This is a genomic window from Brevibacterium sp. NPDC056726 (assembly GCF_042790515.1).
Taxonomy (GTDB): Bacteria; Actinomycetota; Actinomycetes; order Actinomycetales; family Brevibacteriaceae; genus Brevibacterium; species Brevibacterium sanguinis.
In genome coordinates this window covers 292,057-313,524 of record NZ_JBHTYZ010000007.1, presented here as the reverse complement: position 1 = coordinate 313,524, position 21,468 = coordinate 292,057, and the positions used below count along the sequence as shown (strand labels likewise).

Here is a 21,468-nt window from a genome sequence, read left to right as displayed (position 1 = left end):
CTGTGTGCGGTCTCGGTTATCGGCGGCGCCGGGTCGGGGCAGCCAGGCACAGGGTGAGCACGAGATCGTCATCGCGCAGCAGCACCGGCAGCGTCTCGCCGATCAGCAACCGCAGCAGCACACCCCGCCCGGCCGGTGCCGCCGCCAACGCCGGGTGCGGGCTGCCCAGCAGCGCCTTCAGCAACGCTGTCCAGGACCGGCCCGGCAGGTCCAGCAGCGCCCGGGCGTGCTGGTCGCGGCGCAACGTCTCATACGCGGTGTGCCGCGCCCCGGCCTTGGCCAGTGCCCCGCAGACGTGCTCCACCGACGCCCGCGCCGTCGCCGGCTCCCAGCCGAGCATCGTCAACAGCGCGATCGTGTCCTCCATCGCCGACGACGCCGACATTCCCGCCCGCACCCCACCACAGGCGTCGCCGTCGCCGTTGTCGGCGCTGCCGCCGGCGGGGTCGGTCTCGGGTTCGGGGTCGGTGACCTGGAACGCCGGGTGATACTCCCACAGCGGCGTCTCCCGGTCGGAGATGCGCTCGGCGTCGTGGAACGCCGAGATATGCGGCCGGCGGGCCTGATGGGTCGAGCAGAGCAGGCCCTGGGCGCGTTCCTCGGCAATGCAGGTGATCCGCACCGCGTGCGTGACCACGCCCCACGGGTCATGCGCCTCCCTGGCCGACCTGGTACGCATCACATCGAACGCCGCGCTGGCGGCCTCCCACGGGTCCAACGAGTGCTTGCGGGCCAACGCGCCGTACTTCTCCGCGCAGAACCGCATCAGCTCCGCGGCGACCGGATCATCGGCCCACGCCCGATCCCCGGCCGCGTGCAGTCGCCGCAACAGAGCGCGCAGCCCGGCACCGGACACGTACTCCGGGCCGGCAGTATTCGTGGTGTTCGTCGTCATGGTCTCGGCACCTCCTGGCAAGCAGGTGCACGCACCCGCCCCGGCATCCGGTGCATCGGTGATCGTGGTCATCGCCGATCACCTCAGCTCATCCCGACCGGGCCACGCCCAGCGCCGTCGTGGCCGGTGCTGCGGCCGAACGCCGAGACCGGCGGCAGCTCCCGCGTCCGCTGGGCCAGCCGCTTGGCCCCGCGGGCCAGGGGGTCATGGGCCTTGTGCGCCAGGTTCGCCTCGAAGTCGATCGCCAGGCGCGAGGCGACCCCGCTGCCGCGGGCGAGCAGGTCCGAGGAACGCACCCAGTCCACCCCGCGCGCCTTCCGCAACGCCGGATCGGGATCAGCGCGCTCCGCGTCCGGGCTGGTCGTGCGGTCGACATCGGCGGCGGCGATCGCATCCGGCGCCATCGCCCGTTCCGCAGGCTCGGGGCGTGTCGCCTGCGGCGTCTCACGCCGTGCCGCGTGCTCGTGGTCATGCTCGTTCGGGTTCATGATCCTTCTCCTTGTCTTCCTTCATTGGGGTTTCTGACTCGCCGCTGCTGCCGGTGGGGCGCGGAAACCAGCGGCCCACGGTCGAGGCGTGCACTCCGAGCTCGCGGGCGATCTGCTTGTTCGACCAGCCCGCCTCCCGCAGCGCCGCAGCTCGCGCACGTCGATCCGGGACCGAACCGGCGGCCCTTGAGACGGGTGCGGGGCGTGCATCCTGTGCAGGTGCGGGGCGGGTGCTGGCTTCATCCGAGGTATCCGGCTCCGGTGGGGCCGGTGGCTCTGTGGTGGGCTCGTGCGCCGGCTCCGGTTCGGGTCCGGTCGGCACCGCGGGGATCGAATCGGTGGCAGGCCTGGGCGGCCGGCCTGTCGGAGCCTCGGGCTCAGCGTCGACCGCGGGCGCAGACCGCTCCGGCAGCGCCAGCCGTTGAGCGTCGCCGGTCTGCGCACTCGGGTCGGCGCTCAGCACAGCGGCTTCCTGCACCGGGGCCTGCTCGGTGGGTGTGGCCGGGCGGGTGAGGACGACGGTCAGGTGGGTGCTGGCCAGCAGCACCAGCGGTGGAACGGCCGCGACCGTAGCCGCGAGCACCCCCGGCACGGACGCCTCGGCGGTCACCAGTGCGTGGGCGGCGTTCGCGGTCACCGACATGCCCGCGCCGGCGATCAGCAGCGTCCACGGATACCAGGCCGCCCGATGCCCGTCGAGGGCGACGACGGCGACGGTGGCGACCACGATCAGCCCGTCCACCAGCAGCGGCCATATCCACGCCTGCCCGGCGACGATGCCCGAGCGCACCGCCAGATCGGCCAGCGCGACGAAGCTGAGCCAGAATGCGCCGGCGCCGATCAGCACCGTGCCCGACGCGGCCGCGACCACCGCCCACCGACGCCCGGCCCGCGTGCTCATCCCAGCCCCCTGGCCGGCGCCGCCCGCACGACGGGACGCGAGGCCCCGAACCGCGACCCGGCACCTGTGGCCGTGGGCGGTGCGGTGCCGACGGCGCGGTAGGCGGAGCGGACGGTCGTGGTGATCTCTCGCTCGCCCAGCCCGGCGTGCGCGGCGGCGGCCTGCAGCACGTCGAGGGCGTCGTCTCGGGGCAGGCCGTTCTCGGCGAGCTTGCACGCCGCCCAGAACAAGCCGGCGTTGCGCTCGCCCTCCTGTCGGCGCGCCACCCACGCCGCCAACCGGTCCGCCATCGCCTCCGGCGCCGCCGTCGGCCCTGTCCGGCGTGGGCGGGGCGGCGGCTTCGGATCGAGGAAGTCCCGTAGCCGGCCGGCCTCCAGTGTCCGGCTGTCGGTCGGGGCGAAGGCCGTCGGGTTGTAGAGCACGTGCTGGCCGTCGATGCGGCGTCGCGAGGGCGGCACGATGATGTAGCCGCGATCGCCGCGGAAGTCGATCCCCGCTTTCCCGGCCTGCCACGACGGTTGCTCACCGCCGGGGGCGGCCGGGTAGTAGATGTGTAGGCCGCCGGTCGGTGAGCGCACCAGCGTCTCCCACCCGTCCACCAGCCCGGCCCGGCGCGCGCGGGTGAAGGCGTCGTAACCGTTGACGCCGTGCACATCGACGTCCACGACAACCACGCCGGAGGCGGCGCCGGTGGGCATCCCGATGTTCGCCGCCGGGAACCGCGCCCACCACGCCTCCACCTGCGCCACATCCGTGGTCGCGTCATGGAAGCCGCGGCGGGTGATCGGCTGCTTCCCGCCCGGCGCGCACGGGAACACCGGCACCCCGGCGCGGGCGAACAGCACCGCCGCCTCCGGCAGCGGCCAGGAGGCATCCATCTGCCGCAGCGCGGCGGTGAACCGGTTCCGGCCGCTTATCACAGCCCCCGCCCTTCGATCCCGCGCCGCCCACGGTCAGGCTCCGGTGCCGCCCGTCGCGCCGGCGACGGCTCGGCAGCGCGGGCCGGGGCGTCCTGCGCCGGGCTCTGCCGGGTCGCAGCGTCGCGGCTCAGGCCCGGCGGGGTGCCATCGGGCACCTGGGTCGTGTCGAGCTGATCGAGGATGCCGGCGGCGGTCTTACGTACCCTCTCCCCGGTGGCCTGCACCACCTCGACCGGCTCCTTGCCGTCGACGTTCGCGGCCCATCCGGCGACGTACGGGATCGTGTACTCGGTGGTGTCCATTCCGTGGGCAGCACCGACCATCAACGCCACGGACTCGGCCTCGACCTCGGCGATCCCGCGATGCTGACGGGCATCCTCGGAATCCGGGTCGTGCATCAGCACATGGGCGAGCTCGTGCGCGAGAGTCTTCACCTGCGCGGCGGGGTCCATGTTCTCCCGCACCGCAACCGTCTTCGCCTCGAAGTCGGTCCTGCCGTTCGCGCCATCGATCATGCCCTCGTGCGGCACCCGCATCAGCGTCGGCCCCGCCGCCTCGACCTGCCCGGCCAGCCCCTCCCACAACCCCTCCGGCGCCTCACCCACGAGCAGCACCGGCGATGGCGTCTCAGGGAGCGGATCGCCCGTGGTCTGCGAGACATCCCATACATAGGCCGGCTTCGCCCCGACCATCCGCGAGCGCACCACCTCGCCCGGTTTCGGCTTCTCACCCCGACCGAGGCGATACCAGGAGTTCGGGTCCGACGGGTTCGCCGACGCGAACCGCCCGGTGACGGGGGCGAGAATCTGGTAGCCGGGCTGACCTTTGTCCACCTGCCGGCCGAGCTGCTGCCACTGCCGGTAGCCGGCGACGTAGGTCGGGAACGGCTCGGGCACCCGGCCGGCCTCGAAGTTCGCCGCGTGCTGTTCCCAGATCAGCAGAACGTTGTTGAACGAGCGGGACCGGAACTTCGCGGCGAACCGGAGCATCTCGGCCCAGTCCTCACCCGTAACGAGCTGTTCGACCGCGCCGGTCAGGCGCTCGTGGAGCTCGTCGAGCTTCGCTTCCCGCTTCTTGCGGGCTTCCTCTTGCCTCGTCGCCATCGTTCGGCCTCCTCCCGGTAGACCCAGCCACCTGGGGTGTGGGCGGCTGGTCCTGCACCTGCGAGGTGAGCCAGGTGTATCCGGAGAGTCGAGACGGTCAGCAAACAGAAGAGCGGTAAGTTGGCCGTCAGGAACGCGGAGGCACCTGACGTAAGACAACGGCCTACCAGCCCTGCCAGCACCGCGGACGTGACGACCCGGGATGGCGTCGTTTAGGTGGGCAGCGACGTCTCAAACGTGGGCATACTGCTGTCTGCGGACCTCATGTCGCGGTATCGGCTCGGAGTGATTCCGACGCACTCGCGGAACGCCGCTGAGGCGCGATTGCGGGAGCGCCACCCGACTCGCCGACCCGTCTGTTCGATCGTCAGGTCGGTCTCCCGCAGCAGGCGGGCCATCTCCTCGACCCGCAGCATCGTCAGATACGTCAATGGGGTCTTGCCGTAGGCGTCCGTGAACACGCGGCTGAGTTGCTTCGTGGACAGATGCACCATGCCCGCCAGCTCCGGCAATGTCCAACCCCGAGCGATATCGCTTTGCAGGGCATCGCGCACCTGTCGCGCTTCAGCCCGAAGCGGTGTGAATCGGCGGTCCCTGGGCAGCGTGGGTCGGAGCCGTGCCCGCTGGTGCGGCGATGTCCGGTAGGGGGTGATACGGATGAACGGCGAGATCTGGTCGATGACCGCGTGCCAGAGCGCCTGCATCCGATGGAAACGCTCCCGGTAGACGCCATCGACGCTGAGCGCGACGAGTTCATCCAACCAGGGCATCAACATCCCCGCCCGATCCTCGCCGAGGCGAAGTACCTGCGCCGGTTCGGTGTAGATCGTGTCAGCGAACCCCTGCGCATCGAGACGGTCCCGGAGCACATCGGCGTGCTGCCAGAACAGCTGATCGAGCAGGAAGTCGGTGTCGGCGTAGATCGTCGTGACCGTGACGTGGCCTTCCGGCTCCGACCCGCACAGCACGTTCGCGCCCAGCAGCACCACGTCACCGGGCCTGATTGGTCGTTCCCCAAATTCGCTGAACAAGATCGCCGACCCCGACCGGACGACAATGATCTTCACACAGTCGTAGGCGACTGGACCAATCGGACGATGGATGGTGCGTGTCCGAGCAATCAAGGCGTCGTAACATGTCATGTCGGCCCAGCGCTCTCGTGATGCCGGGGAACGAAGACAAGGCCGACCGCTATCGGCGGCTCTTGCTCTTCCTCGTGGTCGCGATGATGACCCATCTCACGGCGTTGCAGCAGCGACTCACGGACACGCTGATCTCGCTGGTGTCGAGTGTGGATCGCAGCGCGCGTCCAATCATGCTCATGACGTTCCCCTCATGACTTGACGAGTCTGGCTATGGCGTCGGACGCTTCCTTGAGCTTCACCTCGGCCTCAGTGCCGTCGTGCTGGATGGCTCCGGCGACGCAGTGTTTGAGGTGGTCATCAAGCAGTCCGAGAGCGACGTTCTCCAGCGCGGAAGTGATCGCGCTGATCTGGGTGAGGATGTCGATGCAGTAGGTGTCCTCCTCGATCATCCGGTGGATGCCACGGGCCTGACCCTCGATGCGTCTGAGCCGGGCGAGATAGCGCTCCTTCTCCGTGATGTAGCCGTGAGCTACTGGGGCGGTGGCGATGCTCGGGGTGTGCATATCGATGGCCTCCTAACGGGTGCGCTTCGGTCGACGCATGGTCATGCGGAACGGTCGAGGATTCTGGTGGTGCTGGCTTGCGGAGTGAGGTCGAGCCTGCGTAGCAACTGGGCGTTGAGGGCGACGACCACGGTGGAGACGGACATGAGGATCGCGCCGATGCTCATCGGCAGCACGAACCCGATCGGTGCGAGGACACCCGCGGCCAGCGGGACGGAGAGGAGGTTGTAACCGGCTGCCCACCACAGGTTCTGCTTCATCTTCCGGAACGTCGCCCGGGAGAGCTCGATGACCGACAGCACCGATCGCGGATCGGAGGAGGCGAGGATGACGCCGGCTGATCCGATCGCCACGTCCGTGCCCGCACCGATCGCGATGCCGACGTCGGCCTGGGCGAGTGCGGGCGCGTCGTTCACGCCGTCGCCGACCATGGCGACCTTGCGGCCCTCGTCCTGGAGTTCGGCGACCTTGGCGGCCTTGTCCTCCGGCCGCACGCCCGCGAAGACCCTGTCGATGCCGAGATCCTTCGCGACTGTGTCGGCGACGGCCTGGGCGTCGCCGGTGATCATCACGACCTGCACCCCGGCTGCGTGGAGTGCGTCGACGGCTTCGCGGGACTCGGGCCGGATCTCGTCGGCCAGCCGCAGGGCTCCGATGACCTCGCCGTCGGCGAGCACGTGCAGGATGATCGCGCCTTCCTCGCGCCAGGCGTCGGCGACGGGGAGCTCGTCCGCCTCGTGCTGGTCGAGCAGGTACGGTCCGCCGACCTCGATGACGGTTTCATCGACGGTGGCCTTGACGCCGACTGCCGGGGAGGAGGAGAAGTCCGAGGCCGCGGGCACGTCGAGTTTCCGGGTGCGGGCGGCGCCGACGATGGCCCGGGCGAGCGGGTGCTCGCTGTCGGCCTCCGCGGCGGCGGCCAGCGCCAGCACCTCGTCCTCGGTCCGGGTGCCGGCGGGATCGATGTCGGTCACCGTCGGCTCGCCCTTGGTGAGGGTGCCGGTCTTGTCGAACAGCACTGCGTCCACGGTGCGCATGGACTCCAGCGCGAGACGGTCCTTGATGAGCACTCCGCCGCGGGCGGCGCGTTCGGTCGCGATGGACACCACCAGCGGGATCGCCAGGCCGAGGGCGTGCGGGCAGGCGATGACCAGCACGGTGATCGTGCGAACCACGGCGGTGTCGGGCAGGCCGACGAGCGACCAGATGGCGGCGGTGATTGCCGCCGCGCCCAGGGCGAACCAGAACAGCCATGCGGCCGCGGTGTCGGCGATCCGCTGCGCGCGGGAAGAGGACGCCTGGGCGTCGGAGACGAGCTTCTGAATGCCGGCGAGGGCGGTGTCGTCGCCGGTGGCGGTGACCTCGACGCGCAGGCCGGAGTCGGTGGCCACGGTGCCGGCGACCACCTGATCGCCGGTCTCCCGGCGCACCGTCTTCGACTCCCCGGTGACCATCGACTCGTCCATCGATGCCGACCCGTCGACGATCTTTCCATCGGCGGGTACCGAGGAACCGGGACGGACGATGACCACATCGCCGACGGCCAGTTCAGCAGGAGCGACCTTTACTACGTCGTCGCCGTCGATTTTCTCGGCTTCGTCGGGCAGTAGCGCGGCCAGGGAGTCCAGCGCGGAGGTGGTCTGGGCGAGCGAGCGCATCTCGATCCAGTGGCCCAGCAGCATGATGACCACCAGCAGCGCCAGCTCCCACCAGAAGTTCAGTTCGTGGTGCAGGATGCCCAGGCTCGCACCCCAGGACGCGAGGAACGCGACAGTGATCGCCAGCGCGATCAGCAGCATCATCCCCGGTTTGCGGGAGCGGATCTCGCTCAGCCCGCCCGTCAGGAAGGGCCAGCCGCCCCAGAAGTAGACGACCGTGCCCAGCACAGGCGACACCCACGAAACCCACGCGGCTTCGGGCAGGTTGTAGCCGATGAGGTGGGCGAACATGTCGTTGAACGCCACGACTGGGACGGCGAGAATGAGCATGATCCAGAACAAGCGCCGGAACTGCCCCACGTGATCTCCGTGTCCGGCATGCCCATGATCATGTCCGCCGTGACCCTCGTGGTGGGCGTGGGCATCGTCGTGGTGGCGGCCGGAAGCCTCGCCGTGACCCTGGTGGTGGTCGTGCGAGAGGTGACCGGCGTGGGTGCTCGGCTCGTCGTGGTGCGCGTGCTGAACGTCCACGTGCTCAGGGTGGGCGTGCGATCGTGTCGAGGGATCGTTGCTCATGGTCTCGTCTCCTTTGTTCGTCACCCCAGCCCAGATGCGAGACCGGGGCGAAGGTTCCGCGCTCCCGTGCACGTCCGCTCGTCGGGAGCGCGGAACCAGATGCCGTCAGGCGGCGTTCGCGTAGCGGTCGGGGTCAGCGTCGAACAGGGGTCCGCAGGCGGCGCAGCAGAACCAGTACCGCTGGCCCTGGTAGTCGCGGTAGAGACCGGCTTCCTCCGCCTGCGCCTTGACGACGGGGGTGCCGGCCATCACCTTGCATTCGGTCATCTCATCGGCCGGAGTCTGAGCGATGGCCTCCGCACTGGGTGTGTGTCCGCAGCAGCTCCCACCGCTGGAGGACGTGTCGGTCAGGTTCAGGTTCTCGTGTGCAGTCATCGTGCTTCCTTTCGTGTTGTGTCGATGTCGGATGGGTCAGGCGTTCTCCGGCTCGCGGGCCGGTGCCGGTCCGGCGGGTGCCGGAGCGCTGGTGTCGTCCGCGCGGGCCTTGAAGGTCCGCAGCCGCAGGCTGTTGGACACGACGAACACGGACGACAGGGCCATCGCGGCGCCGGCGAGCATGGGGTTGAGCAGCCCGAAGGCGGCGAGCGGGATCGCGGCGGTGTTGTAGGCGAAGGCCCAGAACAGGTTCGTCTTGATCGTTCGTAGGGTGCGCCGGGCGAGCCGGATCGCGTCGGCCGCGGCGCGCAGGTCGCCGCGTACCAGGGTGATGTCGGCGGCCTCGATCGCGACGTCCGTGCCGGTGCCCATGGCCAGACCGAGGTCGGCCTGCGCGAGGGCGGGGGCGTCGTTGACGCCATCGCCGACCATCGCTACGACCTTGCCCTCACCCTGCAATCGGGCGACGACATCGACCTTGTCCTTGGGCAGCACCTCGGCGATCACCTGGTCGATGCCGACCTCGGCGGCAACTTGCTCGGCCACCGCCTGGTTGTCGCCGGTCAGCAGCACCGGGGTCAGGCCGAGCTCCTTGAACTGGGCGATCGCCTGCGAGCTGGTGGGCTTGATCTGATCGGAGACCACCAGCACACCTCGAGCCTGTCCGTCCCAGCCGACCGCGATTGCGGTCTTGCCCTCGGACTCGGCCGCCTGCTTCGCGGTCCGGAGGCGGTCATCGAGGTGGATCGACCAGTCCGCCAGCAGGGACACACGTCCGGCGACGACGGCGTGGCCGCCGATGACGCCCTGCACGCCCTTGCCCTCGATGTTCTCGAACGATTCGGGGGCGGGCAGGTCTCCGACCTCGGACGTGGCGCCGGCGGCGATGGCCTGTGCGATGGGGTGCTCGGAGTAGTCCTCCAGTCCGCCCGCGATGCGCAGCAGCTCGGCCCTGTCCACGCCGTCGGCGGTGATCACGTCAGTCAGCGTCATCTTGCCGGTGGTGACCGTGCCGGTCTTGTCCAGCACGATCGTGTCGACCTTGCGGGTCGATTCCAGGGTTTCGGGGCCCTTGATGAGCACACCCATCTGCGCACCTCGTCCGGTGCCCACCAGCAGCGCCGTCGGCGTCGCGAGCCCGAGCGCGCAGGGGCAGGCGATGATCAGCACCGCGACGGCGGCCGTGAAGCCGGCCGACAGCGGGAACCCGGCCCCGATCCACGCGCCAAGGGCGGCAACAGCAACCGCAATGGCGATGGGAACAAAGACACCGGAAACGCGGTCAGCCAGGCGCTGAATCTCTGCCTTACCCGACTGGGCATCCTCGACCATCTTCGCCATCTGCGCCAACTGGGTGTCCGAACCGACGCGGGTTGCCTTCACGACCAGTCGTCCTCCGGCGTTGACGGTCGCGCCGGTGACGGCATCGCCCTCACCCACTTCCACGGGCACGGATTCGCCGGTGAGCATGGAAGCGTCGATCGCAGAGCTGCCCGAGGTGATCGTGCCGTCAGTAGCGATTTTCTCGCCCGGCCGGACCACGAACTCATCCCCGACCGTCAGCTCCTCGATGGAGACGCGCTGCTCCTGCCCGTCGCGAAGGAGGGAGACTTCCTTCGCGCCGAGTTCTAGTAAGGCACGCAGGGCGGCTCCGGCGCGCCGCTTGGAGCGCTTCTCGAAGTAGCGGCCGAGCAGGATGAACGTGATCACCCCGGCGGCGACTTCGAGATAGATGTGCCCGAGCCCGTCGGAACGGGAGATGGTGAACTCAAAGGGGTGAACCACGCCGCGGTCACCGGCCGTGCCGAAGAACAGCGCGACGATCGACCAGATCATCGCCGCCGTGGTGCCCACGGAGATGAGGGTGTCCATCGTCGCCGCCCCGTGACGGAGGTTCATCCAGGCCGCCTTGTGGAACGGCCAGCCCGCCCACACCACCACGGGGGCGGCGAGGGCGAGGGAGGCGAAGCCCCAGTAGTCGAACTGCAGCGCCGGGATCATCGCCATCGCGATGACCGGCACCGCCAGCACCGCGGAGCCGATCAGCCGCTGCCGCAGGGTGCGCAGCTCGGCGTCTTCAACGGATTCGCCCTCCTCGCCCTCATCGGAGGTCGAGCCCTTCGCAGGCTTTGGGAGCGCGGCGGTGTAGCCGGTCTTCTCGACCTCGGCGATCAGGGCGTCGGCGTCGAGGTCGGTGCCGGTGACGCTGGCCTTCTCGGTCGCGTAGTTCACGCTCGCGGTCACGCCGTCGAGCTTGTTGAGCTTCTTCTCGATTCGGTTCGCGCACGAAGCGCAGGTCATGCCACCGATCTGCAACTCGATCCCGGCGACACCGGTGCCAGTGGTCTGGTCAGTGGCCATGGCCTGCTCCTTCCTCATGCTCTTCCCCTGTGCTCGATTCGGTATCGAAGTGTTCGCCTCCGGAATGTCCGGTGCCGTTGTCGCCCACACCGGTGGTCGTGTCAATCACCAGCGGTGCAGTGCGAACTTCGCCGTCGATTTGGAAGTCCAGGAACAGCAGGTACCGACCGGGCGTCGGAGCGGTCGTCTCGAACACGATCTCCGGACCCGAGGTATCGCCGACCTCGGGCGCGTCGCCGTGCGGGTGGACGTGCAGGTAGGCGAGATCGCCATCGCGGAGGGCGACCAGGTGCCCGAACGCGCCCAGGTACGGCTCCAGCGCGGTGACCGGCTCGCCATCACGGGTGACGGTGATCGTCAGCTCCGACGCGGAGCCGGCGATGAGATCCCCCTTCACTGCAACGTCGAAACCGTCGACGGTGGTCTCGGTGACCGGCCCGGTCGCCGGTGCAGGCTCGTAGTCGCCAGCCACCTGCACCGAGGTCGAGAGCGTGATGCCCTCCCCGGTGTCGGCCGGAACAAAGTCCGCGAAGACTCGGTACGAGCCCGCGGCCTCCCACTGCCAGGGGATCGTCCAAGTGCCATCGTCGTCCATCTCGGGGTGGACGTGTCGGAAGTGCTGCCCGTCAGCCCGGACGGCGATCAGGTGCAACTCCTTCTCGTGCTCCAGCTCGAAGTCGGTGACCGGGTTGCCATCGGATCCGGTGATAGTCAGCGCCAGCTCGCCCTCAGTTCCTGTGGCGGTCGGTGCCGTTACCGCGGTGAGCTGGTAGCCATCCTGAGCGAGGCCCAAGCCCAGCGACGATGCGCCGGCATTGTGTCCTTCATGCTCGTCGCCGTTCATGGCGTCTCCTTCCTCGTGGTGCGTGGTGTCTGCGGTGTCTTCTGCCCAGCTCTGCACGGTCTCCTCGGGGACGACCGCGTTCGCCGTGAATCCAGCCACGGCGAACACGGCCACGAGGACCAGCCCGTACAGGCCCAGCCGTGCAGGTGCCTTCATCTCAGCTCCTGACGGCTGCGTAGCCGGCCTCATCGACCGCCGCGATCACCGCGGCGTCGTCCACCGGCTGATCGCTGGTCACAGCCAGCCGCCCGGTCTGGGCGCTGACCTCGATGCCGGTCACACCGGGGATCTCGGACACCTCGCTGCGGATCGCGGTCTCGCAGTGCCCGCAGCTCATCCCGGTCACCTGGTACTCGGTCGTCGTGGTCATGATTCCAACTCCTTCACTCGGGTATGACTTCTCCAACACAATACCCCCTAGGGGTATTCCTAGTTGGTGTGAACTTCTTCGGTGAACTGCTGCGCCTCGCCGGTAGGGCGGATGTGGCGCAGGCGGGTCGCGGCGATGATCGCGGCCACGCCGGCGATGACGGCCGAGGCGACGGCCGCCATGTTCATTCCGCCCGTGAAGGCTGCCTGCGCGGCGCTCACCAGTTGCTCGCCCAGCGCGCCCGGGAGATTGGCCGCGGCCGCGAGCGCGCCGTCGATGCTGTCCGAGGCGGCGGCCGTAGCCTCCGGGGAGAGGCCCTCAGGCAGATTTCCGTCGATGCGACCCCGGTAGGTGGCGATTCCGACGCTGCCAATGACGGCGACACCGAGCGAGATGCCCAGGTCGTTCGCGGTGGTCGCGAGCCCCGAGGCGCCGCCCGTCTTCTCCGGTGGCACCGAACTCACCACGAGGTCGGTCGTCAGTGCCATCGAGGGCGCGACGCCGGGGTAGGTGATGACGAAACTCGCGATCACTAGCGCGAGGCCGGTTCCAGCGTCGAGCTGGGCGAACAGGATGTAGCCGACGACCTGGGTGAGCAGGCCGATCGCGATCACGTTTCCCGGGCGGAACCTCCGCGCGAGCACCGGGGAGAGCGTGGAGACGACGATCAGTACCGCCGCGGCGGGCAGGATCGCCAACCCGGCCTGGAGCGGCGAGAGGCCCTGCACATGCTGGAGATACTGGGTGAACAGCGAGTACACGCCACCCAGCGCCGCCGCCGACAGCAGGAACACCGCCAACGCCCCGGAGACGGTGCGGTTGGCGAACAGGCGCACATCCAGCAGGGGCTTCTCGGCTCGCAGCTGCCGGATCACGAACCACAGCCCGATCAACGCGCCCCCGAGGAGCAGGCCGATCGAGGGCAGTGCAGGTTCCTGGGCGGCGAAGCGCTTGATGCCGTAGATGATCGTGAGCAGCCCGCCGACCAGCAACAAGGCGCTGAACAGGTCGATCTTCGCCGACGGATCGCGGTGCTCGGGCACGAGGATTGGGGCGCCGATGGCGACGAGGGCCATGATCGGCACCGCCACCAGGAAGGTTGCCTGCCAGCCGAAGCTCTCCAAGAGCAGGCCGCTGAGCAGCGGGCCGAGGGCCACGCCCGCGGAGATGCCACCGGCCCAGACGCCGATCGCGACTCCGCGCTGCTTCGCGTCGGCGAAGAGCACGAAGATCAGGCCGATCGTTGCGGGCACCATCATCGCCGCTGCCAGTCCGAGGACGGCTCGCCAGACGATCATCAGCTCGGGGATCGTGGTCAGTGAGGCGGCGACGGAGACCGCGGCGAACAGAATCGCACCGATGACCATCAGCAGCCGCTTGCCCACTCGGTCGCCGAGTACGCCCATCGCGACCAGGAAGCCGGCCATGACGAAGCCGTAGATGTCGAGAATCCACAGCAGCTGCGTGCTCGTCGGGTTCAAGTCCGCGGCGAGGTTCGGGGCGGCCAGGAACAGGATGGTCAGCATCATGAACAGCAGAGTTGAGGGGATCACCAGGATCGCCAGGCCCCACCACTGCTTTGCCCCTGCCTTGGGGGCAGGTGTGCTCGCATCGCTCATGTCACGCCCCCTGTGATCGTGCGTGTCGTGTTCATCGCCGTGTCTCCTCTCCTTAGTCCCGCCGCCGGATCGGGCGACGACACCGTAACTCGGTCATTGGTGTACAGGTTGTAACAGCTACACTATCTCATACATTCCAGTACGAGTTGAGAGGTGGAGCATGCCGACGAAGAAGGCCAAGCCGGCCGGCGGTGCTCGGAGCGCCCCGGCGACAGCGAACCGCGCGGCCAACCAGCGCGCCGACGCGCAGCGCAACCGGGCGAAGATTCTGGCCGCGACAGTGACCGCGATCCGCAAGAACCCCGACGCTTCTGTCGCCGACATCGCCGCTGAAGCCGGAGTGGGCCGGGTGACGCTCTACGGGCACTTCCAGACTCGCGCCGAGCTCATCGAGGCCGCACTGGTGGACAGCCTGGAACGTGCCGAGGACGTGCTCAGTCAGATACCTCTTGATGGCGACCCGCGTGCGGCCTTCCAGCGCTTGGTTGCATCCAGCTGGATGTTCGTCGACCAGTCCCGTGCCCTGCTCGCCACAGCGCAGAAGGAACTCTCCGCCGCCCGCATTCGCGAACTGCACGAGAAGGCCGAGGCGCGCATGCGCGGGCTGCTGCTGCGTGGACAGCGCGAAGGCGCCTTCCGCACCGACCTGCCGGTGTCCTGGCTGCTGACCACCACGCACGTCGTTCTCAACGGCGCGGCCGAGGAGGTGCGCACGGGCCGGATCGACCCCGACGATGCGCCATGGTTCATCGACGCGATCCTGCTGCCGGCTTTCACCGAGGTCGCCCCCGAGGGAGGAACGCGATGAAAGTCGGGATCATCGGCGCTGGCGCGGCGGGAACATCCGCCGCGAAGACCTTGCACGCTTCAGGTGCCGGCATCGACGTCGATCTCTTCGCCCGCAGCGGCGAACAGCCGTCCAATCGGACGCTCGTGAACAAGGGCGTGGCCATCGGCCTGCTCGAACCCCACCAGACCGCTCTGCCACCCACAGGCGTGGAGACCATCGGCGATACAGTGCGCGCCATCGACCCCCGGAGCCGAGAAGTTCACCTCGACTCCGGGCAGACGCACACTTATGACGCCCTCATCATCGCCAGCGGTAGCCGCCCCCGCGCCCTCGGCGAGACCATCCTTGGACGAGACCACTCCCGCAGGACAGGGCAACTCAGCACGCTGCACTCGATCGCCGATGCCATCCGGGTCCGCGACCTGCTCGCGTCCACGCACCCTGCCCGTGTGCTGATCCTCGGTGGCGGCCTCGTCGCTTCGGAGACCGCCTCCCTCCTCACCGACTCCGGCCACGATGTCGCATTGATCACGCGAGCACTGCTGCCCGGTGCCCGCGCCCTCGGCGAGGAGACGGCCAGAAGGCTGCTCGACCTGCATCTGCCTCAGCATGCCGCCTACCTCGGACGCACGCTGACCGCGATTCGTAGCCACGCCGACCGCATCACCGTCGTCCTCAATGACGGCCCGCGAGTCGACGGAGACCTGGCGATCGTCGCCCACGGCACCATGCCGGCGGCCCCTGCGCCCTGGACGGGACCGGACGGCATCCCCGTCGATGACCATCTGCGCTCCTTGCACGCCCCACGCCAGCGGATTTACGCCGCCGGCGGCGTCGCCGTGCACCACTATCCCGGCCACAGCTCGTACCGGATCGATCACTGGGACGATTCGGTCGCCCAGGGCGCCCATGCGGCCAGGACCCTGCTGCACGACCTCGGGCTTGGCGATGATCCCGGCATCTACCTGCCGTCTTCGCCGTTCTCCGCACGCGTCCACGGACACACACTCGTCGGAGCGGGGCATCCCGCTTTGGGGACCAGCACGCGAGTCGTCTCCACCGACCCGCTGCTCACTGTCCACTATCTCGGAGATATCCCCGTCGCACTCACGGGGATCGACGCCGCCAGCCTCGTCCGCGAGTGGATGCCTCGGCTGCACCAGCCGGCGCCGCCTCGCTCCTGATCGACAGGCTGGATCGCCGGGCGCCTCGGCGAACACGACGCGCCGGCGAGCGGAACCATTCGTTCCACCCGCCGCCTGCGCGCTCATGCGGTGCGTATGCAGGAGCACTGGGATGCCGCGAGGGTGCCTTCGGCGGCTTCGGTCTCCTCACGGAGCGCCAGACCGCCCGTCGCCGTTTCTGCGTCCGTGCCGGCGACGATGGTCTCGGTTCTCTTCTCGCGGGGCCAGAGCATCTGCGCCGCGATGGCGCCGAAGACGGCGAGAGCGGCAAGAATCGACCAGGCGAGAGTGAACCCGGACGCGGTGCCGACCCATCCGGCAATCGGGTAGGTGACGAGCCAGGCCAGGTGAGACAGCGAGAACTGTGCCGCGAAGGCCGCCGGGAGCTCGCTCTTCGCGACCGAACCGCGAATGACACGTCCGGTGGGAGTGACGATCAAGGCCATCCCGCCGCCGATGACCACCCAGATCGAGGCCGTGATCATCCATGAGGCCGCCTGGATGGCGGTCATCGCGACGGCCGCCAGCACGCCGGCAAGCAGAACTGCGGCACCCGTCATCATCACGACCCGCTCGGTGACCCGATCGAGCACGCGTGGCAGGAGCAGAGCGACCAGCAGTGTGCCGCCGCCGGAGGCTGCGAGCATCCAAGCAACATCGGCCTGCGTGCCGTCCAGTTGATCGCGGACGTAGTTGACCGTATTGACCACCACGATCGATCCGGCTGCGGCGACCACCACGTTCAGCGCCATGACGCCGCGCAGGCGAGGAGTCGCGAAGAAGACTTTCACGCCCGACGTGACCCGGTTCCACGCACCCGTCTGCCCGCTCGGTGCCGCGTTGGGGATGCGAGTGGAGAGCACCAGGACGGCGGAGATCACGAAGCCCACCGACGTGCCGACGAACAACCAGTTGAACGTCATGAACGTCAGAGCGACCGCCGCGAGCACCGGGCTGAGCAGGCTCTCCATCGTGTAAGCCACCTGCGACGCGGACAGCGCCCGTGTGTAATCGGACTCCTCTGACACGATATCGGGGATGACCGCCTGGAACGTCGGCGTGAATGCCGCAGAAGCCGCCTGCAGCACCCCGATGAGAACGTAGATCTGCCAGATTTCCGTAACGAACGGCAGCGCGAGCACCACGGCCGCGCGCACCACGTCGAGCAGGGTCAGAAACATCCGCCTTGGGAGCCGGTCGGCATAGGCGGCCGCCAGCGGCGCGATCACGACGTACATGACCATCTTGATCGTCAGCGCCGTCGCAAGCACGGCCCCCGCGCTCGGGCCCGCGAGCTCGTAAGCGAGCAGACCGAGCGCGACGGTCGCCAACCCCGTCCCGAACAGGGCGATGATCTGCGCACTGAACAGGTAACGGAAGTCGCGGATCGCGAACAAACGCATGGGGCTCTCCTGACCTTCGTGGAAACTCTCCACCATCAACCTAATACCCCCTAGGGGTATTCCCGTCAGTCTGCGTCTGGCAGAGCAAAGAGCTGCTCGGAGGGACACGGAGTCAGTCGCCCTCGGCCGAGCTGATCACTCCCGCCGTCGGCGGACGCACATCGGGGGCCGGTAAACTGCGGCGTATGGCGGTGACGGCGGCAAGGCGATCCAGGAAAGGTCTTCAGGGCTTCCTCCGGCGCGTCGTGCTCGGAGGGCTGCTGGTGGCAGCGGTCGTCATCGGGCTGCTGGCCATGCATACGTTGAACCTGCATGGCACCGCGGCAGCCCACGCGCCCGCCGTGATCTCGGTCTCCACAAGCGACGCCGTGGGCGCTCATCACGGCGCGGCAGGCACGCATGAGTCCGGCGGAACGGCCAGTGACCTCGGTGGTACGTGTGCGGACTGCGGGGCCGGCACCCATCTGGGCATGGCGATGGCGTGCGTGCTCGCACTACTGCTCGTCCTTCTCATCCTGGTGCCGCCTCGACTTCTGCCCGGATGGATGCACACCGCACCCCGGCCGTTGCTCGTGGCGCGTTCCATCGACCGGCTGCTGCCTCGGGCGCCGTCGCTGCACGTTCTCTGCATCAGTCGCACGTGATGGGGCGGCGAACCTGACGCGCACCAGCGCCGACGGTTCCCCTTCCTCATTCACGCGGTGCCCTCTCGGATGCCGCGCCACCGAAGCGACCGTTGATATTGGAGAACACCTATGAAGTTTCGTACCGCGGCGACCGCCGCACTCGCCCTCACCGCTGCGCTGACCCTGGCTGGATGCTCGGCCGGAAGCGACGACGAGGACTCGATGCCGGGCATGGACCACGGCTCCACCGAACAGGCAGCCGACGTCAACGACGCGGACGTGATGTTCGCCTCGATGATGATCGTCCACCACGAACAGGCCATCGAGATGAGCGACATCGTCCTCGCCAAGGAGGATGTCAACCCCGAGGTGGTCGAACTGGCCGAGGCGATCAAGGCCGCCCAGGGACCTGAGATCGAACAGCTCCAGGGCTGGCTGGACGACTGGGGCGTCGACCCCGAGGAGCAGCAGATGGACGGCATGGACCACGGCGACGGCATGATGACCGAGGACGACCTGGCCGCCCTCGAATCGGCCGACGGCCCCGAGGCATCGCGCCTGTTCCTGGAGCAGATGATCGCCCACCACGAGGGAGCGGTCGAGATGGCCCAGACGCAGGTCGATGACGGCAGCAACCCCGATGCCATCGAGCTCGCGCAGACCATCATCGACGCGCAGACCACCGAGATCCAACAGATGCAGGACCTCCTGGCCACCCTCTGATCGACCATCCGGGTCGGTGCCGCGGCGAGATCGTCCGGCACCGACCCATCCGACACTCTTGAAGGATCACACCATTGTCTCACCCCACCACGCCCCGGCGGGGGAAGGTGATCGTCGCCGCCACCGCGACGCTCGCCGCCACCCTCGTTCTCGCCGGATGTGCCGCCGCGTCCTCGCCCGAACCCGCGTCGCCCTCGACCAACAGTCATGCCGTCGACAGCGACTTCCTGGCAGCTCACGATCTGGCAGGTCTCGATACCCCGGCGGTCATCGAACGGCTCGACACGATGCCCGTCGCCGACCGACCCGCTGATCTGATCGCATCCGTGCAGCCTGATGCGCTCGTGCTCACCGACGACCAGGAGCGCGAGACACAGCTGCCGATGCCCGAAGACGAGGTGTACATCTCAGTTGCTCCCTACCGGGAACAGACCCATGACTGCTACTTCCACAGCCTGACCACCTGCCTCGGCGAACTCGCCAACACGAAAGTCCAGGTCACCCTCACCAGCGAAGACGGAGACGTGCTCCTCGACGAAGTGCGGCAGACCTACGACAACGGGTTCGTCGGCATCTGGGCGCCCCGCGGCATCGAGGCAACGCTGACGATCGAGCACGAGGGTCAGACGGGCAGCGCGACCATTTCAACGATGACCGAAGATGATGCGACCTGCATCACCACGCTGCAACTGACCTGAAAATATGCCAGGCAAGTGAGCGGGTTCGGTGGAGATCGTGTGGTTGCCTATCACCCGCAGGCATGCGCTGGCGGCCGCACGAGCACCGATCCCGTGATCTTGGCGGTACGGCTCGACACCGCGACGCCCCGGGTCGTCACGACATTGCGTCCATCGCGAGGAATGCCTGGAGCAGGAGGACACCGTTGCCAAGGGCCGTGTTCTGCTGATTCGCGGTCAGCCCGTGGGCGGGGTCGGTAACCCAGCCCGCGGGCAGGCCGATGAGCCATTCCACGAACTCGGGCGCCGGTCGCGGCCCCTTGTCCTCGTTCAGGATCGCGGGCGCAGGGGCTGGGCGTGCGGTGATGTGTTCCCATCGGGCGATCGCGTCGGCGTATCGCCCCCAGCGATGAAGATGTTCTCCACGAGCGCGAACAGCGTCTCCGACTCGCCGGGCCTGTCCGGTGAGCCAGCTGGTCCGTGCAAGGCCAGGTCGATGACCTGGTGACTCAGCGCGATGGTTCCCCGACGCGCCCGCACCTGATCCAGCGTCTCGCCACCGCGCGAGGAGTCCGAGGCCAGAGGCGTCCGGAACAGAATCTTGGCGATAGGCGGTGATGAAGATGCGGAACCGGTGATGCGGTGCACCGGCCAGTGATGCCGGTAGGCCGATCCAGCGCGCATCCATCCCGAGCTCGGCCAGATCGCCCAGTACCGCTCCGAGCGCCCGAAGAGGTCGAGCTGCGTCGTCTCCCAGCATCCACGGTTCGGGTTCCAGGTTGCGTACGGCACTCGCGGGGTCGGAGGTTGCGTCGTCGGGGTTGCGGTCGTCATCACGTTGGCCTTTCGTTGCGGGGCGGGTAGCGGTTGCAGACAGCAACCCGCGGACGTTCTCGATCACCACGAGCCGGGGTTGCAACGCCTCGATCGCGGTCGCCATGTACGACTAGAGCCCGGAACGGGTGCCGGGTGCGAGGCCGGCGCCTCTGCCGACGGTCGAGATGTCCTGGCACGGGAAGCCGCCGCAGAGGACGTCTACCGGCGGCACTGTGGCCCAGTCGATGGTAGAGATATCGCCGAGGTTCGGGGCAGTCGGCCAGTGGTGGGAGAACACGCCCGTGACGGCGGTGTTGAGCTCAGAGAACCAGACCGTCTGCCTACCAGTGGCGTGTTCGACGGTCAGATCGAGACCGCCGTATCCGGAGAACAGCGAACCGATCCGAGGGCTCGGCATCGGGGGCGAGGAAGTGGCGTGCATAAGGCTCCGGCAGGGTCCGTGGAACCCTGGAACCAGACCCGATCAGAGCCCGACACCAGGGAGAACACCTGCCAGGTGCACCACCCCGTGACCATCTGCCCCGGCCTCCGCAGAGCTCCCATCAGAAGTCCCGCGAGCACGCCAATCAGCGCCTGAGGTCGCACCTCACGGCTGTGGTCTCCCGAGTCCGATCCCAGCCCCCTCCTGAGCCATCACACCTCTTGCAGATCGTGGTCAACCCAGGTTGACAAGGTTTCGCGGCTGCGGGATCGCACGGTCACCTGGAGATCGACAGGCACAGCGGCGGGCCGAGCGAACGGATAGGAGACAGGTCATGGCGGAACGGGTGGAGCTCGCGATCTCGGAGGCTGAGCGAGGCAAGATCGCTGACGATCTACGTCGCTACGGCGCCTACCGCGAGCGCACGGGAATCGACCTCTGGAACACGTTCACGGAGCAGAAGCCGCACGAGCTGGAGCCCCCGAACCTCACGCAGGAGATCAAGGACAGAACTGCCTCGCACCACGCTGTTGCTAAGAACTGCGTGGCGCTGGCTTCCGCCATCGAGAGCGAGAACCCGGTGCTTCTCACTCCGGAGACGATCCAACTCATCCAGGAAGCCTTCGGAGACATCTACGGTGGAGAGCTCCCGCCTTGGGCCGCACGCACGGCGATGTTCTCCCGCATGGCATCCCGTCGCATGAGCGAGGCCGCCGCGGACGGATCGCTCGCTCCCGCTGAGTTCGTTGCGGTGAACGCGGAGCTGCAACCCTCTGACCCCGAGCGATACGAGGCCGCGATCATGCACTATCTGACCGAGGCCAACGCGAAGATTAGCGAGCAGCTCACCGAGTTGCGCACGAGGCAGGAAGCCCTCCACACGCAGCTCCGGGCGCAACAGCGCGAGATCGACCAGTTGCGCAACCCCGGCACAACACGCCGGCAACTCCCGAACCCCTTCCGCTCGACCTCCGAGCCCACTGTGCAGGCTTCCCGGCGGCGCGGCCCGTCCGACGACGGGCCGGCCCTGTAGCGAATCGTCGCTGCCA

At 68.3% G+C, this 21,468-nt stretch carries 23 protein-coding genes; 7 read left to right on the top strand and 16 right to left on the bottom strand.

Going from position 1 to position 21,468, the window contains the following annotated elements; translation table 11 throughout:
* Nucleotides 1-16: 16 nt before the first annotated feature.
* The 6 genes from ACFQ91_RS16425 to ACFQ91_RS16400 form a co-directional block, all read right to left on the bottom strand.
* Nucleotides 17-895: a hypothetical protein gene (locus tag ACFQ91_RS16425; RefSeq protein WP_198501024.1), complete on the bottom strand. Its 879-nt coding sequence runs from the start codon at nt 893-895 to the stop codon at nt 17-19.
* Nucleotides 896-978: 83 nt separating this feature from the next.
* Nucleotides 979-1,383 carry a hypothetical protein gene (locus tag ACFQ91_RS16420; RefSeq protein ID WP_162230269.1) on the bottom strand — a complete coding sequence of 135 codons (405 nt, stop codon included), beginning with the start codon at nt 1,381-1,383 and terminating at the stop codon, nt 979-981.
* The gene (locus ACFQ91_RS16415; protein WP_190247067.1) at nt 1,364-2,284 is read right to left on the bottom strand and encodes a DUF2637 domain-containing protein; all 921 of its coding nucleotides are present in this window, start codon (nt 2,282-2,284) and stop codon (nt 1,364-1,366) included. Before ACFQ91_RS16415 ends, ACFQ91_RS16420 begins: the two co-directional genes overlap by 20 nt.
* Entirely contained in the window at nt 2,281-3,162 is an 882-nt protein-coding gene (locus tag ACFQ91_RS16410) for a bifunctional DNA primase/polymerase (protein WP_198499351.1), read from the bottom strand. Before ACFQ91_RS16410 ends, ACFQ91_RS16415 begins: the two co-directional genes overlap by 4 nt.
* Nucleotides 3,163-3,200: 38 nt before the next feature.
* On the bottom strand, nt 3,201-4,307 hold the full coding sequence (locus ACFQ91_RS16405) for an ArdC-like ssDNA-binding domain-containing protein (RefSeq protein ID WP_198499350.1): 1,107 nt from the start codon (nt 4,305-4,307) through the stop codon (nt 3,201-3,203).
* A 212-nt stretch (nt 4,308-4,519) separates the two neighbouring features.
* The gene (locus ACFQ91_RS16400; protein ID WP_332839531.1) at nt 4,520-5,374 is read right to left on the bottom strand and encodes an AraC family transcriptional regulator; all 855 of its coding nucleotides are present in this window, start codon (nt 5,372-5,374) and stop codon (nt 4,520-4,522) included.
* A gap of 41 nt (nt 5,375-5,415) precedes the next feature.
* Here ACFQ91_RS16400 and ACFQ91_RS16395 point away from each other — a divergent pair, with 41 nt between their 5' ends.
* Nucleotides 5,416-5,646 carry a hypothetical protein gene (locus tag ACFQ91_RS16395; RefSeq protein WP_198501042.1) on the top strand — a complete coding sequence of 77 codons (231 nt, stop codon included), beginning with the start codon at nt 5,416-5,418 and terminating at the stop codon, nt 5,644-5,646.
* Here the strand turns inward: ACFQ91_RS16395 and ACFQ91_RS16390 are convergent.
* From ACFQ91_RS16390 to ACFQ91_RS16360, 7 genes are all read right to left on the bottom strand, one after another.
* Nucleotides 5,641-5,955: a metal-sensitive transcriptional regulator gene (locus tag ACFQ91_RS16390; protein ID WP_162230274.1), complete on the bottom strand. Its 315-nt coding sequence runs from the start codon at nt 5,953-5,955 to the stop codon at nt 5,641-5,643. The genes ACFQ91_RS16395 and ACFQ91_RS16390 overlap by 6 nt on opposite strands.
* Nucleotides 5,956-5,996: 41 nt before the next feature.
* Nucleotides 5,997-8,189 (bottom strand): heavy metal translocating P-type ATPase, encoded by a 2,193-nt coding sequence (locus ACFQ91_RS16385; RefSeq protein ID WP_238400188.1) that lies wholly within the window; start codon nt 8,187-8,189, stop codon nt 5,997-5,999.
* Nucleotides 8,190-8,294: 105 nt separating this feature from the next.
* Entirely contained in the window at nt 8,295-8,564 is a 270-nt protein-coding gene (locus tag ACFQ91_RS16380; RefSeq protein ID WP_031289811.1) for a YHS domain-containing protein, read from the bottom strand.
* 36 nt (nt 8,565-8,600) lie between these two features.
* Nucleotides 8,601-10,925: a cation-translocating P-type ATPase gene (locus tag ACFQ91_RS16375; protein WP_162230275.1), complete on the bottom strand. Its 2,325-nt coding sequence runs from the start codon at nt 10,923-10,925 to the stop codon at nt 8,601-8,603.
* The gene (locus tag ACFQ91_RS16370; RefSeq protein ID WP_198499349.1) at nt 10,915-11,925 is read right to left on the bottom strand and encodes a heavy-metal-associated domain-containing protein; all 1,011 of its coding nucleotides are present in this window, start codon (nt 11,923-11,925) and stop codon (nt 10,915-10,917) included. The genes ACFQ91_RS16375 and ACFQ91_RS16370 overlap by 11 nt, the downstream gene beginning before the upstream one ends.
* A gap of 1 nt (nt 11,926) precedes the next feature.
* Nucleotides 11,927-12,139, bottom strand: a complete 213-nt coding sequence (locus tag ACFQ91_RS16365) for a heavy-metal-associated domain-containing protein (RefSeq protein WP_111473061.1) — start codon at nt 12,137-12,139, stop codon at nt 11,927-11,929.
* Nucleotides 12,140-12,198: 59 nt separating this feature from the next.
* Complete coding sequence (locus ACFQ91_RS16360; RefSeq protein ID WP_198499348.1) at nt 12,199-13,758, bottom strand: MFS transporter; 1,560 nt, start codon at nt 13,756-13,758, stop codon at nt 12,199-12,201.
* A gap of 160 nt (nt 13,759-13,918) precedes the next feature.
* On the opposite strand from ACFQ91_RS16360, the gene ACFQ91_RS16355 reads away from it, so the two are divergent.
* Together ACFQ91_RS16355 and ACFQ91_RS16350 are read left to right on the top strand one after the other, a co-directional pair.
* Nucleotides 13,919-14,566 carry a TetR/AcrR family transcriptional regulator gene (locus tag ACFQ91_RS16355; protein ID WP_376871974.1) on the top strand — a complete coding sequence of 216 codons (648 nt, stop codon included), beginning with the start codon at nt 13,919-13,921 and terminating at the stop codon, nt 14,564-14,566.
* Nucleotides 14,563-15,732 carry an FAD-dependent oxidoreductase gene (locus ACFQ91_RS16350; protein ID WP_162230279.1) on the top strand — a complete coding sequence of 390 codons (1,170 nt, stop codon included), beginning with the start codon at nt 14,563-14,565 and terminating at the stop codon, nt 15,730-15,732. The genes ACFQ91_RS16355 and ACFQ91_RS16350 overlap by 4 nt, the downstream gene beginning before the upstream one ends.
* Before the next feature lie 83 nt (nt 15,733-15,815).
* On the opposite strand, the gene ACFQ91_RS16345 is transcribed toward ACFQ91_RS16350, so the two are convergent.
* Nucleotides 15,816-17,135: an MFS transporter gene (locus ACFQ91_RS16345; RefSeq protein WP_198499346.1), complete on the bottom strand. Its 1,320-nt coding sequence runs from the start codon at nt 17,133-17,135 to the stop codon at nt 15,816-15,818.
* Between the two features lie 185 nt (nt 17,136-17,320).
* Between ACFQ91_RS16345 and ACFQ91_RS16340 the strand changes: the two genes are divergently transcribed.
* From ACFQ91_RS16340 to ACFQ91_RS16330, 3 genes are all read left to right on the top strand, one after another.
* The gene (locus tag ACFQ91_RS16340) at nt 17,321-17,779 is read left to right on the top strand and encodes a DUF6153 family protein (RefSeq protein WP_198499345.1); all 459 of its coding nucleotides are present in this window, start codon (nt 17,321-17,323) and stop codon (nt 17,777-17,779) included.
* Between the two features lie 111 nt (nt 17,780-17,890).
* On the top strand, nt 17,891-18,484 hold the full coding sequence (locus ACFQ91_RS16335; RefSeq protein WP_162230282.1) for a DUF305 domain-containing protein: 594 nt from the start codon (nt 17,891-17,893) through the stop codon (nt 18,482-18,484).
* A gap of 74 nt (nt 18,485-18,558) precedes the next feature.
* The gene (locus ACFQ91_RS16330) at nt 18,559-19,182 is read left to right on the top strand and encodes a CueP family metal-binding protein (protein WP_162230283.1); all 624 of its coding nucleotides are present in this window, start codon (nt 18,559-18,561) and stop codon (nt 19,180-19,182) included.
* 136 nt (nt 19,183-19,318) lie between these two features.
* Here the strand turns inward: ACFQ91_RS16330 and ACFQ91_RS16325 are convergent, their stop codons facing one another.
* Together ACFQ91_RS16325 and ACFQ91_RS16320 are read right to left on the bottom strand one after the other, a co-directional pair.
* The gene (locus ACFQ91_RS16325; RefSeq protein ID WP_232623658.1) at nt 19,319-20,101 is read right to left on the bottom strand and encodes a hypothetical protein; all 783 of its coding nucleotides are present in this window, start codon (nt 20,099-20,101) and stop codon (nt 19,319-19,321) included.
* Nucleotides 20,102-20,107: 6 nt separating this feature from the next.
* On the bottom strand, nt 20,108-20,395 hold the full coding sequence (locus tag ACFQ91_RS16320) for a DNA cytosine methyltransferase (RefSeq protein ID WP_232623657.1): 288 nt from the start codon (nt 20,393-20,395) through the stop codon (nt 20,108-20,110).
* 358 nt (nt 20,396-20,753) lie between these two features.
* Between ACFQ91_RS16320 and ACFQ91_RS16315 the strand changes: the two genes are divergently transcribed.
* The gene (locus ACFQ91_RS16315) at nt 20,754-21,452 is read left to right on the top strand and encodes a hypothetical protein (protein WP_198499344.1); all 699 of its coding nucleotides are present in this window, start codon (nt 20,754-20,756) and stop codon (nt 21,450-21,452) included.
* Nucleotides 21,453-21,468 lie beyond the last annotated feature (16 nt).

Coding starts and splice junctions, on each gene's coding strand:
- ACFQ91_RS16425 (WP_198501024.1), bottom strand. CDS start 895: ATGACGACGAACACCACGAATACTGCCGGCCCGGAGTACGTGTCCGGT.
- ACFQ91_RS16420 (WP_162230269.1), bottom strand. CDS start 1,383: ATGAACCCGAACGAGCATGACCACGAGCACGCGGCACGGCGTGAGACG.
- ACFQ91_RS16415 (WP_190247067.1), bottom strand. CDS start 2,284: ATGAGCACGCGGGCCGGGCGTCGGTGGGCGGTGGTCGCGGCCGCGTCG.
- ACFQ91_RS16410 (WP_198499351.1), bottom strand. CDS start 3,162: ATGGATGCCTCCTGGCCGCTGCCGGAGGCGGCGGTGCTGTTCGCCCGC.
- ACFQ91_RS16405 (WP_198499350.1), bottom strand. CDS start 4,307: ATGGCGACGAGGCAAGAGGAAGCCCGCAAGAAGCGGGAAGCGAAGCTC.
- ACFQ91_RS16390 (WP_162230274.1), bottom strand. CDS start 5,955: ATGCACACCCCGAGCATCGCCACCGCCCCAGTAGCTCACGGCTACATC.
- ACFQ91_RS16385 (WP_238400188.1), bottom strand. CDS start 8,189: ATGAGCAACGATCCCTCGACACGATCGCACGCCCACCCTGAGCACGTG.
- ACFQ91_RS16380 (WP_031289811.1), bottom strand. CDS start 8,564: ATGACTGCACACGAGAACCTGAACCTGACCGACACGTCCTCCAGCGGT.
- ACFQ91_RS16375 (WP_162230275.1), bottom strand. CDS start 10,925: ATGGCCACTGACCAGACCACTGGCACCGGTGTCGCCGGGATCGAGTTG.
- ACFQ91_RS16370 (WP_198499349.1), bottom strand. CDS start 11,925: ATGAAGGCACCTGCACGGCTGGGCCTGTACGGGCTGGTCCTCGTGGCC.
- ACFQ91_RS16365 (WP_111473061.1), bottom strand. CDS start 12,139: ATGACCACGACGACCGAGTACCAGGTGACCGGGATGAGCTGCGGGCAC.
- ACFQ91_RS16360 (WP_198499348.1), bottom strand. CDS start 13,758: ATGAGCGATGCGAGCACACCTGCCCCCAAGGCAGGGGCAAAGCAGTGG.
- ACFQ91_RS16355 (WP_376871974.1), top strand. CDS start 13,919: ATGCCGACGAAGAAGGCCAAGCCGGCCGGCGGTGCTCGGAGCGCCCCG.
- ACFQ91_RS16350 (WP_162230279.1), top strand. CDS start 14,563: ATGAAAGTCGGGATCATCGGCGCTGGCGCGGCGGGAACATCCGCCGCG.
- ACFQ91_RS16345 (WP_198499346.1), bottom strand. CDS start 17,135: ATGCGTTTGTTCGCGATCCGCGACTTCCGTTACCTGTTCAGTGCGCAG.
- ACFQ91_RS16340 (WP_198499345.1), top strand. CDS start 17,321: ATGGCGGTGACGGCGGCAAGGCGATCCAGGAAAGGTCTTCAGGGCTTC.
- ACFQ91_RS16335 (WP_162230282.1), top strand. CDS start 17,891: ATGAAGTTTCGTACCGCGGCGACCGCCGCACTCGCCCTCACCGCTGCG.
- ACFQ91_RS16325 (WP_232623658.1), bottom strand. CDS start 20,101: ATGGCGACCGCGATCGAGGCGTTGCAACCCCGGCTCGTGGTGATCGAG.
- ACFQ91_RS16320 (WP_232623657.1), bottom strand. CDS start 20,395: ATGCCGAGCCCTCGGATCGGTTCGCTGTTCTCCGGATACGGCGGTCTC.
- ACFQ91_RS16315 (WP_198499344.1), top strand. CDS start 20,754: ATGGCGGAACGGGTGGAGCTCGCGATCTCGGAGGCTGAGCGAGGCAAG.